Source organism: Streptomyces sp. NPDC002463 (genome assembly GCF_042889835.1).
In the GTDB taxonomy this organism is placed as follows: Bacteria; Actinomycetota; Actinomycetes; order Streptomycetales; family Streptomycetaceae; genus Streptomyces; species Streptomyces nymphaeiformis.
In genome coordinates, this window is the sequence record NZ_JBIARL010000013.1 from 142661 (window position 1) to 155809 (window position 13149).

Sequence of the window (13149 nt, forward strand, 5' to 3'; positions counted from 1 at the left end):
CGCCCGGCCCCCGGCCTCACCGGAAGCCCGGGACCAGGGCGCCGTCGGCTCTCGGGGCGAGAGTGCCCCCGGTCCTCGGGGCCGGTCCGCGCCGGACGCCTGGGACCGGGGCGCGCCTCGCACTTGGGGCGAGGACGCGCCGGACGCCCGGCCCCCGGCCTCACCGGAAGCCCGGGACCAGGGCGCCGTCGGCTCTCGGGGCGAGAGTGCCCCCGGTCCTCGGGGCCGGTCCGCGCCGGATCCTCGGGACGAGGGTGCGGGGAGCACCGGGCGCGAGGGTGGCCAAGGCGGCCAGGGCCGCCGGGATCAGGCGGGCTCGGACCGTTGGGGCCCGGGGGCTCCGGACCCGCGGGACCAAGGGGCTCCGAGCCCTTGGGATCAGGGCTCGCCGGGCCCCTGGGGGCCGAGCCCCTCGGACCCTCGGGACCGGACCTCTGCCGGTCCTCGGGACCGGACCGCGCCGGACCCCCGGGAGCAGGACAGGCCCAGCCCCCGGTACTCCGGCACCTCTGACCCTCGGCAACAGGGCACCTCCGACCCCCGGCACCCCATCACCCCGGACTCCCGGACCCCCGGCACCCCCGCGCCCCAACGCCCCGAGCCGTCCGGTGCCGTGCACCCCGACCCGGCCCGTTCGTCGTACCCGGCCTCCCCTGGCCCGTGGTCCGATGCCTCCGGAGCGACGGACCCGGACCCGGCCGTCAGGCCCGACCGGGCCGGCCCGGTGGAGTGGCCGCTTCCGACGGGGCGGGATCAGGAGGCCGCCGCGTCGCGTGGGGCCTCCTGGTCCTCCGACCGGTCGGAGGACCAGGACGACGGACACGCATCCGACCGGGCGTCCGAACAGAGCCGACCCGCACCCGCCCCGGAGCCCCCGCCTCCGCCCGTGACGCCCCCCGCTCCCGTACCCGACTCCCCGCCCGCCCCCGACGTCCCGCCCACCCGCCGGCCCGCAGACCAGGCCCACGGAGGTGCCCTCGCCCACCCCCGCCCCGATCTGCCCCGCGTCGGGCCTCAGTGGACCAGGCCCGGTAAAGGGGTGCGGCGGCGGAAGCAGGGGCGGGAGGTCGAGACCTCGCTCGTGCACAAGTTGCCGACCGCGCGCACCGTGGAGGAGGCCCGGGAGCTCGTCGTGCGGGCCGGGAGCCGCGAGCTGCTCGCCGCGTTGCGCCGGCCGCAGGCGTACGCCGTCGTCACCGAACTGGTCCGGGAGATCGCCCGGCGCCTGCCGTCCTGGGGCCATCCGATGCGCCGGGAGCTCTGTGAGGTGGCCATCGCCCGGGAGTTGTGGGCCGTCCCGCCGTCGAACGCCCGCGACGACCCCTCCGAGCCCCCCGAGGAGCAGCGCGCGGCGAACGCCGCCGAGCTGCACCGCTGGGCCGTCCGCCCGCTGCTCGCCGGCGGCGACGCCCCGGTCGGCACGGTCGCCGAACTGCTCGCGCGGCTCCGTACCAGTCCGGCGCCGTCCGCCCGCGAGGCGTTCTGGCTGATCGTCGACGGCGAGCGCCCCGGCCTCCCGGACGCCGTCTGGCTGACGCTCCTGAAGGAGGCGTACGGCCTGCCCCGCACCGCGCCCCGTCCGAGCCCTCCACCGGAACCGGAGCGTCCGGACGACCTCGGCAACGGCTACACCCGGCGCTTCCTGCGCCGGGCCGCGCTCCTGATCGGCGGCCTGGTGGTCGCGATCGTCCTGATCGGCCTGGCCAAGTGGGGCGGGTGACCCACGTCGAAAGGCGGGCCAGGCGAGCCCGGCTCCGTCAGGATGGGCGCATGGGATTCCATGTCGATTCCGAGACCGGGCGCCTGCGCCGCGTCATCCTGCACCGGCCCGATCTGGAGCTGAAGCGGCTCACCCCGTCCAACAAGGACGCCCTCCTATTCGACGACGTGCTGTGGGTGCGCCGGGCCCGGCAGGAGCACGACGGCTTCGCGGACGTGCTGCGCGACCGGGGGGTGGAGGTGCACCTCTTCGGGGATCTGCTGCGCGAGGCCCTGGAGGTCCCGGCGGCCCGCGCGCTGGTCCTCGACCGGGTCTTCGACGAGAAGGAGTACGGGCCGCTCGCCGCCGACCACCTGCGCGCGGCCTTCGACTCGCTGGACGCCGGCGCGCTCGGCGAGGCGCTGGTCGGCGGCATGACGAAGCGGGAGTTCCTGGCGGTGCACCGGGAGCCGACCTCGGTCCGTTTCCACGCCCTGGACCTGGACGACTTCGTCCTCGGACCGCTGCCGAACCACCTCTTCACCCGGGACACCTCGGCCTGGATCTACGACGGCGTGTCCATCAACGCCATGCGCTGGCCGGCCCGGCAGCGCGAGACGGTGCACTTCGAGGCGATCTACAAGCACCACCCGCTGTTCACGGGCCCGGAGGCGGGTTCCTTCCACCACTGGTCGGAGGGGCAGACGGACTACCCGTCGACGATCGAGGGCGGCGACGTCCTCGTCATCGGCAACGGCGCCGTGCTGATCGGGATGAGCGAGCGGACCACGCCGCAGGCGGTGGAGATGCTGGCGCGGGGGATGTTCGCGGCCGGTTCGGCACGCATGATCATCGCGCTGGACATGCCGAAGCGGCGGGCGTTCATGCACCTGGACACGGTGATGACGATGGTCGACCAGGACACGTTCACGCAGTACGCGGGGCTGGGCATGCTCCGCTCGTACACGATCGAGCCGGGCGACGCGGGGCAGTCGCTCCGGGTCACCGACCATCCGCCGGAGCAGATGCACAGCGCCATCGCGGCGGCGCTCGGGCTCCAGGACATCCGGGTGCTCACGGCGACCCAGGACGTGCACGCGGCGGAGCGCGAGCAGTGGGACGACGGGTGCAACGTGCTGGCCGTGGAGCCGGGGGTGGTCGTCGCGTACGAGCGGAACGTCACGACGAACACGCATCTGCGCAAGCAGGGCATCGAGGTGATCGAGATCCCCGGCAGCGAGCTGGGCCGGGGGAGGGGCGGTCCGCGCTGCATGAGCTGTCCGGTGGAGCGGGACGCCGCCTGAGCGGCAGGGCAAGGGAGGGGGCTGTATAGAAATGTTGAAGTGCGTATACACTTCCAGGAGTCCCGACCGCCGTCCTCCCGACCCGTACCCACAGGAGCGCGTCCCATGGCCACAGACCTCATCGGCCGCCACTTCCTCAAGGAGCTGGACTTCACCGCCGAGGAGTTCCGCGGCCTGATCGCGCTCGCCGCCGAGCTCAAGGCCGCCAAGAAGGCGGGCACCGAGGTGCAGCGGCTGCGCGGCAGGAACATCGCCCTGATCTTCGAGAAGACCTCGACCCGCACCCGCTGCGCCTTCGAGGTCGCCGCCGCCGACCAGGGCGCCTCCACCACCTACCTCGACCCCTCGGGCTCCCAGATCGGCCACAAGGAGTCGGTCAAGGACACCGCCCGCGTCCTCGGCCGGATGTTCGACGGCATCGAGTACCGCGGGGACAGCCAGGCCGCGGTCGAGGAGCTCGCCGCCTTCGCGGGCGTGCCCGTCTTCAACGGCCTCACCGACGACTGGCACCCCACCCAGATGCTGGCCGACGTGCTCACCATGACCGAGCACGTGGACAAGCCGATCGACGGGATCGCCTTCGCCTACCTCGGCGACGCCCGCTTCAACATGGGCAACTCGTACCTCGTCACCGGCGCCCTGCTCGGCATGGACGTCCGGATCGTCGCCCCCGAGGCGTACTGGCCGGCCGAGGAGGTCGTCGCCGCGGCCCGCAAGCTCGCGGAGGCCAGCGGCGCCACGATCACGCTCACCGAGGACGTGTCCTGGGGCGTGGCCGGAGCGGACTTCGTCGTCACCGACGTCTGGGTGTCCATGGGCGAGCCGAAGGAGGTCTGGGACGAGCGGATCGCCGCGCTGTCCCCGTACTCCGTGACGATGGACGTGCTGCGCGCCACCGGCAACCCGGACGTCAAGTTCCTGCACTGCCTGCCCGCCTTCCACGACCTGGGCACGGCCGTCGGCCGTGACATCCACGCCCGGCACGGCCTGACCGAGCTGGAGGTCTCGGACGAGGTCTTCGAGTCGGCGCACTCGGTGGTCTTCGACGAGGCCGAGAACCGGATGCACACGATCAAGGCGGTCCTGGTCGCGACGCTGGGCGCGTAGACCGCACGGGCCCGCCGCTTTCCCCCCCGGCCCTCGCGTAGGCCCCACGGCCACCGCGGGGGCCGTCCCGCCCCGTCAGTCCGCCCGCCGGCGCCGCTGTTCCGGTATCCCGGGCAGCGTGAACCAGACCGCCTTGCCCTGTGCCGTCGGGCGGTGGCCGCAGTCGCTGCTGAGTGCCCGGATCAGGAAGAGGCCGCGGCCGTGCTCCTGCCAGGGGTCGACCCCGGTCTCCGGGTCGGGGCAGACGAGCTCGCCGGGGCGGGCGGGCTGGGAGTCGTGGACCTCGATCTGGCAGCCGCCGGGCGCCGAGAGCAGTTCGACGACCAGCTCGATGGGGCCGGCGCCGGCGGTGTGCTCGACGGCGTTGGCGACGAGTTCGGCGGTGAGGAGCTCCGCCGTGTCGCTGTCGGGGCGGCCCCCGGCCCCGGGGGCGGGGTCGGTGAGCGCGTTGCGGACCAGGGCGCGGGCGATCGGCACGGCGGCGGTGGTGTGGGGCAGGCGGACGCGCCACGCGGTGGCGGGTCCGGTGGTGGCTTCGGGCATGTGCGGCAGGCTCCCTTCACCGAGGAGTGGGCGCTTCACCGGGAGGTGGGCGGGACGAGTGGGGGGTGGGGGCGGGGTGGGGGAGACCCGAGACGTCCTGGTTTCAACCTTACGAGGTGCAAAATCCGTTTCCCAGGGCACCCCCACCCCCGCGGCAGGGACCTCGGTCACCGATCGTCCGGGACCTTTGGGGGCCCGGATTCACGCCGTCCTCATCGGCCTTATCGCGTACTCGTGACGACAGTCACAGTACGGTGATACCCTCCCTGCGGAGGAAGGAGGCCCCTCGGATGAGCCCCTTTACCGGCTCCACGCCCCGCACGGCCCACTGGCAGCACCTGCGCCTCGACATCGACCAGGGCGTCGCCACCGTCACCCTCGCCCGCCCCGCGAAACTCAACGCGCTCACCTTCGGCGCCTACGCCGACCTGCGCGACCTCCTCGCCGAGCTCTCCCGCGAGCGCGCCGTCCGCGCCCTCGTCCTCGGCGGCGAAGGCCGCGGCTTCTGCTCGGGCGGCGACGTCGACGAGATCATCGGCGCCACCCTCGCCCTCGACACCGCCCGGCTCCTCGACTTCAACCGGATGACCGGCCAGGTCGTCCGCGCGATCCGCGAATGCCCCTTCCCCGTCGTCGCCGCGCTCCACGGCGTCGCCGCCGGCGCCGGGGCCGTCCTCGCCCTCGCCGCCGACTTCCGGATCGCCGACCCCACCACCCGCTTCTCGTTCCTCTTCACCCGGGTCGGGCTCTCCGGCGGCGACATGGGCGCCGCCTATCTGCTGCCCCGGGTCGTCGGACTCGGCCACGCCACCCGCCTGCTCATGCTGGGCGAGCCCGTCCACGCGGCCGAGGCCGAGCGCATCGGCCTCCTCAGCGAGCTCACCGAGGAGGGCGCGGCGGGGGAGCGGGCCGCCGCCCTCGCCCGCCGCCTCGCGGACGGCCCGGCCCTCGCCCTCGCCCAGACGAAGGCGCTGCTCACCGCCGAGCTCGACATGCCGCTCGCGGCGGCCGTCGAAATGGACGCGGCGACGCAGGCGCTCCTGATGAACGGCGAGGACTACGCCGAGTTCCACGCCGCCTTCACCGAGAAACGCCCCCCGAAGTGGCGGGGGTGCTGACGGTGCCGGGGCAGGGCCCGGGGGACTCCGCAGACCCGGCACAGGCCCCCGGACGCACCGCAGCCCCGGGCCCCAGGCCCGGGGGAGCCCCCGCCCCCGATCCCGGCCCCCACCCCGTCCGGATCGCCGTCGTAGGCGGCGGCCCCGGCGGCCTCTACGCCGCCGCGCTCCTCAAGCGCCAGGACCCGGACCGTGAGATCACCGTCTGGGAGCGGAACGCGCCCTCCGACACCTTCGGGTTCGGCGTCGTCCTCTCCGACGAGACCCTCGGCGGGATCCGGGACGCCGACCCCGTCGTGTACGAGGCGCTGCGCCGCGAGCTCGTCCGCTGGGACGACATCGACGTCGTCCACCGGGGCCACCGCATCACCTCCACCGGCCACGGCTTCGCCGCCCTCGGCCGCCGCCGGCTCCTGGAGCTCCTGCACGCCCGCTGCGCCGACCTCGGCGTACGGCTCCGGTTCCGCACCGAGGCCCCGCCCGCCGCCGTCCTCGCCGGCGACCACGACCTGGTGATCGCCGCCGACGGCGTCCACAGCCGCACCCGCGAGACCCACGCCGCGCACTTCCGGCCCCGGATCACCACCCACCGCTGCCGCTACATCTGGCTCGCCGCCGACTTCCCCTTCGAGGCCTTCCGCTTCGAGATCGCCGAGACCGAGTACGGCGTGATGCAGCTCCACGCCTACCCGTACTCCACCGAATCCTCCACGGTCATCGTCGAGATGCGCGAGGAGGTCTGGCGGGCCGCCGGCTTCCACGAGCTCGACGAGGCCGAGTCCACCGCCCGCTGCGCCAAGATCTTCGCCGAGGCGCTCGGCGGCCGGGAGCTCCGCGCGAACAACTCCAGCTGGACCGCCTTCCGCACCGTCGCCAACGCCCGCTGGTCCCACGGCAACACCGTCCTCATCGGCGACGCCGCCCACACCGCGCACTTCTCCATCGGCTCCGGCACCAAACTGGCCGTCGAGGACGCCGTCGCCCTCGCCGCCGCCGTCGCCGCCCACCCCACCCTCGACGAGGCCCTCACCGCGTACGAGACGGAGCGCCGTCCCGTCGTCGAGTCCACCCAGCGCGCGGCCGGCGCCAGCCTGAGCTGGTTCGAGGAGCTCGCCGGGCACGTCGACCGGCCGCCCCGCCGTTTCGCCTTCGACCTGCTCACCCGCAGCCGCCGCGTCACCCACGCCAACCTGAAGCTGCGCGACCCCGCCTTCACCGCCGCCGTCGAGGAGGACTTCGGCTGCCCGCCCGGCACTCCGCCGATGTTCACCCCCTTCCGGCTGCGCGGACTGACCCTCCGCAACAGGGTCGTCGTCTCACCCATGGACCTGTACGTCGCCGAGGACGGCGTCCCCGGCGACTTCCACCTCGTCCACCTCGGCTCCAGGGCCCTCGGCGGCGCCGGACTCGTCATGACCGAGATGGTCTGCGTGAGCCCCGAGGGCCGCATCACCCCGGGCTGCGCCGGCCTCTGGACGGACGGGCAGGCCGGGGCCTGGGCCCGCATAGCCGACTTCGTCCACGCGCAGTCGCCGGGCACCGCGCTCGGCGTCCAGCTCGGCCACTCGGGCCGCAAGGGCTCCACCCGCCGCATGTGGGAGGGCATCGACCAGCCCCTCCCCGACGGGAACTGGCCCCTCGTCGCCGCCTCGCCCCTCCCGTACCGGGCGGGCGTCAACCAGACCCCGACCGCCCTCGACCGCGCCGGACTGACCGCCGTACGCGAGCAGTTCACCGCCGCCGCCCGCCGCGCCGCCCGCAGCGGCTTCGACCTCCTCGAACTGCACTGCGCCCACGGCTACCTCCTCTCCTCCTTCCTCTCCCCGCTCACCAACCACCGCACCGACGCGTACGGCGGCGACCTCACCGCCCGGCTGCGCTACCCCCTGGAGGTCTTCGACGCGGTACGGGAGGCCTGGCCGGCCGACCGGCCGATGACCGTCCGCATCTCCGCCACCGACTGGGCCGAGGGCGGCACGACCGCCGCCGACGCCGTCGCGATCGCCCGCGCCTTCGCGGACCACGGAGCCGACGCCATCGACGTCTCCACCGGCCAGGTCGTCCCCGACGAGGAGCCCGCCTTCGGCCGCTCGTACCAGACGCCCTACGCCGACCGCATCCGCAACGAGCTCGGCGTCCCGGTGATCGCGGTCGGCGCGATCTCCTCCTGGGACGACGTCAACTCCCTGCTCCTCGCGGGCCGCGCCGACCTCTGCGCCCTCGCCCGACCCCACCTCTACGACCCGCACTGGACCCTGCACGCGGCGGCCGAGCAGGAGTACCGGGGCCCGGCCGCCCCCTGGCCCGCCCCGTACCGCGCGGGCAGCCGCCGACCGCCGACCGGCCGCCGGGACTGACGACGCTGGACGCTCGCGCATGCGGCTGCGACGCGGAACCATGTCGACCGCACCGCCTCCTGCCCTTGAATGAGGACATGACAGAAAACAGGGGCGGGAAGAAGGGCGCCGGGCTGGTCCTCGGCGCGGCGACGGTGGCGACGGGACTGCTCGCGGGGGTGTGGTTCGCGTACGTCTGCTCGGTGATGCCGGCGCTGGCGCGCAGCGACGACCGGGTCTACGTGGAGGTGATGCGGAACATCAACGACGTGATCCAGAACCCGGTGTTCTTCACCCCGTTCTTCGGGGTGCCGGTCCTCACGGCGGTCGCGGCCTGGCAGCACCGGGCCGGCCGGGCCCGGGTCTGGACGCTCGCCGCGTTCGTCCTCGGCCTGGCGGTCCTGGTCGTCACCTCGGCGGCGAACGTCCCGCTCAACGACGCCCTCGCCGCGACGAAGGACCCCGCCGCCGCCCGCGCCGCCTTCGAGACCCCGTGGGTGGCGTGGAACCTGGTCCGCGCGGTCCTCGGCACGGCCGGGCTCGCCTGCCTGCTGCGGGCCCTGGCCGTACGGAAGTAGCTACTCCCCCGAGAGGAACGGGCCGACGTACTCCGCGCCCCGGTCCCGCAGCAGTTCGTGCAGGGCCGTGAAGACCTCCGCCGAGCGGCGGCCCGGCCAGTCGTCCGGCAGGAGCTCCGCCGGGAGCACCGGGTCCGCGTAGGGCAGCCGGCGCCAGGAGTCCAGGGCGAGGAGGTAGTCCCGGTAGGCGTCCTCGGCGCCCGCCGGGGCCGCCCGCCAGGCCCGCAGGACCGGCTCGTGGGCCGCCAGGAACTCCTCGTGGAGCCCGGCGATCGCCGGCAGGTCCCACCAGCGGGCCACCGCCCCGGCGGTCGCCGTGTACCCCAGGTGGTCGCCGCGGAAGAGGTCCACGTACGGGGAGAGCTCCAGGCGCTCCAGGGCGTTCCGGGTCTCCTCGTACAGCCGGGCCGGCGCGATCCAGACGCCCGGCGCGGCCGAGCCGAAGCCGAGGCGGGCGAGCCGGGAGCGCAGCAGGTGCCGCTTGTGCCGCTCGGCCTCGGGCACCGAGAAGACGGCCAGGACCCAGCCCTCGGACAGCTTCGGTTCCGTACGTGCGTAGATCCGGCGGTCGCCGTCGTCCAGGAGCCGCCGGGCGTCCTCGGAGAGGGCGTACCCGGCGGCGCCGCCCGCCGTCCGGCCCGGCAGCAGCAGCCCGCGCCGCTTCAGCCGCGACACCGAGGAGCGCACCGAGGGCGCGTCGACGCCGAGCACGCCGAGCAGCCTGATGAGCGCCGCCACCGGCACCGGGGACTCGTCGGGCGCACGGCCGTAGGCGCCGTAGAAGGAGACGATCAGGGATCGGGGGGTGTGCTGCTCGGCCACGTGATCACTCTAAGCGGTGGTGCACACGTCATGCCGGTCACGCCGGGTTCCGGAGCAGGAAGCGCTGGAGCTTGCCCGTCGCCGTGCGCGGCAGCGCGTCGAGGAAGACGATCTCCCGGGGAGATTTGTACGGGGCGATGCGGGCGCGGACGAAGGCCCGCAGCGCGGCGGCGGTCCCGGCGTCGCGCGGCACCCCGTCCCGTACCACCGTGTACGCCACGACGACCTGGCCGCGCAGCTCGTCCGGGCGGCCCACCACGGCCGTCTCCACGACGTCGGGGTGGTCGAGGAGCACCTCCTCGACCTGGGGTCCGGCGATGTTGTAGCCGGCGGAGATGATCATGTCGTCGGCCCGTGAGACGTAGCGGAACCAGCCGTCGGGTTCGCGGACGTACGTGTCGCCCGTGACGTTCCAGCCGTTCCGTACGTACTCCGCCTGGCGGGGGTCGGCCAGATAGCGGCAGCCCACCGGGCCGCGCACCGCGAGCAGCCCCTCCTCGCCGTCCGGGACGCCGTTGCCGTCGCGGTCGACGATCCTGGCCTGCCAGCCGGGCACCGGCCGGCCGGTCCTGCCGGGGCGTATGTCGCCGTCGGCGGCGGAGATGAAGATGTGCAGCAGCTCCGTCGCCCCGATGCCGTTGATCAGGCGGAGTCCGGTCCGGGCGTACCAGGCCGTCCAGGTCGCCTCCGGCAGGTTCTCGCCGGCCGAGACGCAGCGGCGCAGCGAGGAGACCTCCGGGGCGGTGCCCAGGGTCAGCTCGTCGAGCATCACCCGGTAGGCCGTCGGGGCGGTGAAGAGCACCGAGACCCGGTGCCGCTCGATCGCCGCGAGCAGCTGCTTGGGCCCGGCCTGTTCGAGGAGGACCGCGCTCGCCCCGGCCCGCAGGGGGAAGACGACGAGCCCGCCGAGGCCGAAGGTGAAGGCGAGCGGCGGCGAACCGGCGAAGACGTCGTCGGGCAGCGGGCGCAGGACGTGCGCGGAGAAGGTGTCGGCGACGGCCAGGACGTCCCGGTGGAAGTGGACGCAGCCCTTGGGCCGCCCGGTCGTACCGGAGGTGAAGGCGATCAGGGCCACGTCGTCGGCGGCGGTCGCCACCGCCTCGTACGGCTCCGAGTGCCGTTCGGCGAGGGTCAGCAGGTCGTCCGGGCCGTCCCCGCCGAAGGGGGTGACCCGGAGCCCGGGTATCCGGGCCGCGAGCAGCTCGTCGAGCACGCGGTCGTCGCAGAGCGCGTGGGTGCACTGCGCCGCTTCGGCCATCACGGCCAGCTCGGGGGCGCGCTGCTGGGCCAGGACGGTGACGGCGACCCCGCCGGCCTTCATCACGGCGAGCCAGCAGGCGGCGAGCCAGGGGGTGGTGGGGCCGCGCAGGAGGACCCGGTTGCCGGGCAGCACCCGGAGGTCGGTGGTGAGGACGTGCGCGATGCGGTCCACCCGCTCGCGGAGCTCCCCGTAGCTCCAGACCCCGCCCTCGCCGTCGAGGAACGCGGGACGGTCCGCGCCGAACCGCTCCACCGTGCGGTCGAGGAGTTCCGTGCCGCAGTTGAGCCGGTCGGGGTAGAGCAGCTCGGGAAGGTCGAAGACGAGACGGGGCCAGTGGCCGGGCGGGGGCAGCCGGTCCCGGGCGAACGTGTCGAGGTGGGCCGAAGGTGTCAGCTCCATGAGTCCGTCCCCCTGTCGTGGTGGGGTCGTCCATCGCTCCACGAGCGTATCGTGTTGGTGACGACAGTCAACGGTTCGCGACAGAGGTGCCGTGAGGCGTAGGGGCGAAGGCACCGGACGCCGCCCGGACCAGGGCGTCGGGCGACGCCGGGACCAGGGCGCCGGATGCCGCCCCGGCCGGGGCGTCGGACGGTGTCGGGACGAAGGCACCGGAGGGCGCCTGGGCGAAGGCGCGGGAAGGAGTCGGGACCGGGCCCCCGGAGGGAGCCCGGAGGAGAGCGCCGGGCGGCGTCAGGACCACGGCGCCGGACGGTGCACGGACGACGGCGCCGCACGGCGCCGCCACACGGGCGCCGGAGGGCGTCAGGGAGGGCCCACATGCCCGCATTCTCGCTCGATCCGTCACAGACCACCTGGTGTGCCGAGCTCAGCGCGCTCGCCGCCGAACGCCTGAAGCCCCTCGCCGACCAGGGCGAACCCGGCCGGGTGAACCGCCCCCTCGTCGCCGCCCTCGGCGAGCTCGGCCTGCTCGCCCGCCTCTTCGAGGCCGGCGCCCTCGAGCTCTGCCTCCTGCGCGAATCCCTCGCCCGGACCTGCACCGAGGCCGAGACCGCCCTCGCCCTCCAGGGCCTCGGCACCCACCCCGTCGCCGCCTTCGGCACGCCCGCCCAGCGCGCCCGCTGGCTCCCCGAGGCCACCGCGGGACGCGCCGTCGCCGCCTTCGCCCTCTCCGAACCGGACGCCGGCTCCGACGCCGCCGCCCTCGCCCTCGACGCCGTCCCCGACGGGCGCGGCGGCTGGCGTCTGCACGGGGAGAAACGCTGGATCTCCAACGCCCCCGAGGCCGACTTCGCCACCGTCTTCGCCCGCACGACCCGGGGTGCGGGGGCCCGCGGCGTCACCGCCTTCCTCGTCCCCGCCGACCGCCCGGGCCTCGGCGGCGAGCCGCTCGACATGCTCGCCCCGCACGCCCTCGGCACCCTCACCTTCGACGGCGTCCCCGTCGGCCCCGAGGACCTCCTCGGCGCACCGGACAAGGGCTTCCGCGTCGCCATGAACACCCTCAACCTCTTCCGCCCCAGCGTCGGAGCCTTCGCCGTCGGGATGGCGCAGGCCGCCCTCGACGCGGCCCTCGCCCACACGGCCGCCCGCCCCGCCTTCGGGGGCGTCCTCGCCGACCTCCAGGCCGTCTCGCACCGCGTCGCCGAGATGGCCACCCGCACCGAGGCCGCCCGCCTCCTCGTGTACGCGGCGGCCGTCGCGTACGACGAGGGCGACCCGGACGTCCCCCGGCGCTCCGCCATGGCCAAGCTCCTCGCCACCGAGACCGCCCAGTACGTCGTCGACGCCGCCGTCCAGCTGCACGGCGCCCTCGCCCTCCAGCGCGGCCACCTCCTGGAGCACCTCTACCGGGAGGTCCGCGCGCCCCGGATCTACGAGGGCGCGACGGAGGTCCAGCGCACGATCATCGCGAAGGAGCTGTACGCGAAGGTGCCGCCCGCAACGTTCACCGAGGAGCCGAAGACCGAGGAGTCGACCCCATGAGCCTGCACCGCCACAACCCCGCCGAACTCTCCCCGCCCACCGGCTTCTCGCACGCCGTCACCGCCACCGGGACCCGGCTCGTCTTCCTCGCCGGACAGACCGCGCTCGACACCGAGGGCAAGGTCGTGGGGGAGGGCCTCGCCGAGCAGTTCGCCACCGCCCTCGGCAATCTGCTCACCGCCCTGCGGCATGCCGGCGGCACCTCCGCCGACCTCGCCCGCGTCACCGTCTACACCACGGACGTCCCCGGCTACCGCGAGCAGGCGCACGAACTGGGCCGTATCTGGCGCCGGTTGGCGGGCCGCGACTACCCGGCGATGGCCGTCATCGGAGTCGTACGACTCTGGGACGAGCAGGCCCTGGTGGAGCTCGACGGCTTCGCGGTCCTGGACGAGCCCGCGCACGCTTGATCAACTGGTCGACCGTCCGGGCCGGGC

At 74.5% G+C, this 13149-nt stretch carries 11 protein-coding genes; 8 read left to right on the forward strand and 3 right to left on the reverse strand.

The annotated features are described in order from the left end of the window. Positions 1 to 886 precede the first annotated feature (886 nt). From ACFYX3_RS25915 to argF, 3 genes are all read left to right on the forward strand, one after another. Positions 887 to 1720 (forward strand): hypothetical protein, encoded by an 834-nt coding sequence (locus ACFYX3_RS25915; RefSeq protein WP_389017788.1) that lies wholly within the window; start codon positions 887 to 889, stop codon positions 1718 to 1720. A gap of 50 nt (positions 1721 to 1770) precedes the next feature. Further along, entirely contained in the window at positions 1771 to 3003 is a 1233-nt protein-coding gene (locus ACFYX3_RS25920; RefSeq protein WP_389017791.1) for an arginine deiminase, read from the forward strand. A gap of 105 nt (positions 3004 to 3108) precedes the next feature. Further along, on the forward strand, positions 3109 to 4110 hold the full coding sequence (gene argF, locus ACFYX3_RS25925) for an ornithine carbamoyltransferase (RefSeq protein WP_389017794.1): 1002 nt from the start codon (positions 3109 to 3111) through the stop codon (positions 4108 to 4110). Between the two features lie 75 nt (positions 4111 to 4185). Here argF and ACFYX3_RS25930 read toward each other — a convergent pair whose 3' ends face one another. Then, complete coding sequence (locus tag ACFYX3_RS25930) at positions 4186 to 4653, reverse strand: ATP-binding protein (protein ID WP_389017797.1); 468 nt, start codon at positions 4651 to 4653, stop codon at positions 4186 to 4188. Between the two features lie 290 nt (positions 4654 to 4943). On the opposite strand from ACFYX3_RS25930, the gene ACFYX3_RS25935 reads away from it, so the two are divergent. From ACFYX3_RS25935 to ACFYX3_RS25945, 3 genes are all read left to right on the forward strand, one after another. Continuing rightward, positions 4944 to 5771: an enoyl-CoA hydratase family protein gene (locus tag ACFYX3_RS25935; protein ID WP_116158333.1), complete on the forward strand. Its 828-nt coding sequence runs from the start codon at positions 4944 to 4946 to the stop codon at positions 5769 to 5771. Between the two features lie 122 nt (positions 5772 to 5893). Then, entirely contained in the window at positions 5894 to 8128 is a 2235-nt protein-coding gene (locus ACFYX3_RS25940; protein WP_389018098.1) for a bifunctional salicylyl-CoA 5-hydroxylase/oxidoreductase, read from the forward strand. A gap of 77 nt (positions 8129 to 8205) precedes the next feature. After that, positions 8206 to 8685 carry a DUF1772 domain-containing protein gene (locus ACFYX3_RS25945; protein ID WP_376594148.1) on the forward strand — a complete coding sequence of 160 codons (480 nt, stop codon included), beginning with the start codon at positions 8206 to 8208 and terminating at the stop codon, positions 8683 to 8685. On the opposite strand, the gene ACFYX3_RS25950 is transcribed toward ACFYX3_RS25945, so the two are convergent. Together ACFYX3_RS25950 and ACFYX3_RS25955 are read right to left on the reverse strand one after the other, a co-directional pair. Further along, complete coding sequence (locus ACFYX3_RS25950; protein ID WP_376594149.1) at positions 8686 to 9507, reverse strand: PaaX family transcriptional regulator C-terminal domain-containing protein; 822 nt, start codon at positions 9505 to 9507, stop codon at positions 8686 to 8688. Positions 9508 to 9544: 37 nt separating this feature from the next. Next, complete coding sequence (locus ACFYX3_RS25955; protein WP_382659317.1) at positions 9545 to 11167, reverse strand: AMP-binding protein; 1623 nt, start codon at positions 11165 to 11167, stop codon at positions 9545 to 9547. A 378-nt stretch (positions 11168 to 11545) separates the two neighbouring features. Here ACFYX3_RS25955 and ACFYX3_RS25960 point away from each other — a divergent pair, with 378 nt between their 5' ends. After that, a complete protein-coding gene (locus tag ACFYX3_RS25960) occupies positions 11546 to 12712 on the forward strand; it encodes an acyl-CoA dehydrogenase family protein (RefSeq protein ID WP_389017803.1) in 1167 nt (388 codons plus the stop codon). Next, complete coding sequence (locus tag ACFYX3_RS25965; RefSeq protein ID WP_389017805.1) at positions 12709 to 13122, forward strand: RidA family protein; 414 nt, start codon at positions 12709 to 12711, stop codon at positions 13120 to 13122. The genes ACFYX3_RS25960 and ACFYX3_RS25965 overlap by 4 nt, the downstream gene beginning before the upstream one ends. Positions 13123 to 13149: the final 27 nt, after the last annotated feature.